Annotated in this window: 3 protein-coding genes; 1 reads left to right on the top strand and 2 read right to left on the bottom strand. The window is 37.9% G+C overall.

Going from position 1 to position 3,199, the window contains the following annotated elements:
- On the top strand, nt 1-1,025 hold a 1,025-nt coding region (locus QCH34_RS09650), incomplete at its 5' end, for a BREX system Lon protease-like protein BrxL (RefSeq protein ID WP_300333405.1).
- 13 nt (nt 1,026-1,038) lie between these two features.
- Here QCH34_RS09650 and QCH34_RS09645 read toward each other — a convergent pair.
- Nucleotides 1,039-2,466: an AAA family ATPase gene (locus tag QCH34_RS09645; RefSeq protein ID WP_300333402.1), complete on the bottom strand. Its 1,428-nt coding sequence runs from the start codon at nt 2,464-2,466 to the stop codon at nt 1,039-1,041.
- A partial coding sequence (locus QCH34_RS09640; protein ID WP_300333398.1) for a hypothetical protein occupies nt 2,453-3,199 on the bottom strand: 747 nt, incomplete at its 5' end. The genes QCH34_RS09645 and QCH34_RS09640, both read right to left, overlap by 14 nt.

Below are 3,199 nucleotides of genomic sequence, written 5' to 3'. Positions count from 1 at the left end.
CGATGCCGGACATCATCCGGGAGGATATGGCCTTCATCGATCGCCTGCATTACTATCTCCCAGGCTGGGACGTCCCCAAGATGAAAATCGAATATTTCACCAATCATTACGGATTCGTGGTGGATTACCTGGCCGAGGCGCTCCGTGAACTCCGCAAACTCAACTTCACCGATGTGATTGACCGCTACTACTCAATGGGATCGCACCTCAACGCCCGGGATGTCAAAGCGGTGCGAAAAACGGTGTCCGGTCTGATCAAAATCATGTACCCGCATGGAGAATTTTCCAAGGAAGAGCTCGCCGAAATCATCGACATCGCCATGGAAGGGCGGAGGAGAGTGAAAGAGCAGCTGAAAAAGATGGGCTCATTCGAGTATCACCAGACATCCTTCTCCTATATCGATAATGAGACCCGCGAGGAATTCTACGTCGGTGTGCCCGAGGAAGGCGGACGAAACCTCATCTCGACCGATCCTCTCGCCCCCGGATCGGTCTATGCGGCATCCGTTGATAATGAGGGGAAAGTGGGGCTCTATCGCGTGGAAGTGAGCCTCGCCGCAGGAACAGGAAAACTCAAGATGGCCGGAGGCATCTCCGGGAGCATGAAAGAGTCGATATCCCGGGCTTTTGGATACTTGCAGGGCAATAAAGTGGAGATGGGAATTGCGAGTATATTCGACACCTCTGATTTCCACGTCGAGGGGATTGACCTGCTCTCCAACAGGATTCCCTGCGATGCCGGCGTTGCGTTTATTATTGCGATGTACTCAGCCATCAAGAAGCACCCGGTCCTCCCGGCCCTCCTGATCGTAGGTGACCTCAGTATCCAGGGAAATCTCAAGCAGCTCCCCAGCCTCTCCGAAGTACTCCAGGTGGGTATGGATAACGGTGCGAGAAAAGCCCTGATCCCGATTCAAAATAAGCGGAATTTCCTGGATGTGCCTGCAGACGTCATGGAGCGTGTGGATCCGGTATTCTATGGCGACATCATGACTGCTGCGCTGAAGGGCCTTGGTATTAATTGAAAATAATACTTTTTCATTGAGATTTAATTTTATTGAAGGCTTTCTCAAATTTTAAAAAGAAATCTTTACATATATCTTTTTTATCTTTAGACCATATTTTTGTGATAGTTTTCCACAAATAATCGTGTTCCTCGCCCAATTCGTGAGAAATGTAACTAACCCATTCATGATGTTCAGGATTCGTGACCATGGTTCTAAATATAGTACAAACATCTCCTAAGGGTCTATCAACAAATTTTATTAGACTTTCAAGATTCCCAGAAATATCTAATAGAACAACCTTTTCAGGAGGATCGGTCCCAGGCAATTTTATTAAAAATTCTTGTTCGGCTTCTTCCGAATCTCCGTCCACTATTCCAATAAATTTTTCATTTTTTACGATTTCATTTACTTGAATACATTTCTTGATGTTTTTGTCTCCCCCCCCGTTCACCAAGTCTAATTGTTGGATTATATCTGGATCATACTGTGAAATGATTGTATGGAAAAGAGCTTTTGATTTTTCATCTTCTAATATTACACAAACCTTCTCATCAATAGTTTTCCCTAATACATCTTTTGCTAGCCAATTTGGGCAATTATTTATTGGAATAATATTATTCTCATTTGATTTAAGTAAAATCAAAGATTCTTTAATAACATGGTCGATCAATGTAGGTGAGTGAGTGGTTAAAATAAACTGAATCTGTTTCGTAACACATACCTCATGTATTAATTGGATTATCTTTTTTTGTGCATCGGAGTGCAGATAGTTTTCCAATTCTTCAATAACCACAATACTCTGATCTTCGAGATCATGTATTCCCCATAAGAATTGATTGATAAAAAATTCTCCTGAACCCATCGTGTATGTATCATAAATTGTACCATTCTCAAGAATTAGACGATAATATTCGGCCTCATTTTCTTCTTCGTCAATAATCCTTTCTGCAGATTTAATTGGTTTTTCAATGAAATATTTCATTAAGTTAAGAAGATTTCTTGGTAGAGGAAGAGCATCATATTGCTCTAAGGATGATTTATACATTTCTATGTCCTCCAACGTTCGATTCCATTTAAAAAATGAATAATGACTTGAATTAAATGTTAAATCGAATATTTTTGGTAATTTAAAACCATTATTCGATAATGTGTCATTTTCAACAATTATTTCTTCATTCCGTTGATTTATTAATTTTAGATAATATCCCTCCAATGACGAAAAATAGCCTAAATTTTCCTCTTTATTCTGAAGTTTAGAAACATGTTTAATTGCATTTATTAACGTGGATTTACCAACACCATTTTTCCCTGTTATCAGTGTTATTGGATAATTAAATACTACAGTGGAGTCCTCCCAATTAAAGATATTTTTTACCGAGATCTCTTTTAGGAAGTATTCATTATTGGTCCATCTTCTCTGAGCTCTTCTCTGATAATCCAGATATTCAGCTCTGATCATCGAATTCACCAATTGTTCCATTATTTATAAATTCCGAGTAGAAATCCATCAAAATCCTATGACGACCTTTTATTGATGACGGATCTAACCAGCCTTTACTTAAATATGTACCAAATTCGATGAATTTCTTATTTACAGACGAATTATTCTCATAATTGAATTTTTGAATTCCTCTCCATTTTTCGAATTCTATCAAAAAATTTGATGCTGAAGATAAATTGTATTTTTCTGCAGAAGAGATTTCTCTTAAAAACCAATAATAACTGATAATTATCGATTTTGTAAGTTTAAAACCATAATTCTGATAAAAATATTGAATTGCGTTTTGAGTGATTTCTAAATTTTTGTTTAGGTGTTCTTTTAACGAATCATCTATATTCTGATTAAAATACATTGCCTCTAGAGCACGGGCATTTGGTTTGTAATTTAAATTCCCTTTTTGCTCAAGAAAGAATATTTTATCTAAAATATCTTGATATGCCATCCTAAGATTTGAAAATCCCAAAGTTTCTGGAGAAAATAAAATTGCGTACTGAGTAATTACTTCTCTTAAATGCTCTTTCACAGGCCCATAAATACAATTCCTTTTTTCTGATGCCGAAACCGCAACCCCTTGATTTAGCCGCAAAAATAATTCAGTTGCCTCACTCTTTCGGACATCAGTTACCAAAAAAATCCGAATTGTTTTGAATAAAAAATCTCGTTTGAGATCTCGAGGGAATTCTGAGAATTT

The sequence above is a fragment of the Methanocalculus sp. genome (assembly GCF_029762515.1).
Lineage (GTDB): Archaea > Halobacteriota > Methanomicrobia > Methanomicrobiales > Methanocorpusculaceae > Methanocalculus.
Note: the sequence above shows the minus strand (reverse complement) of the source record. Positions and strands in the feature narration are given on the sequence as shown.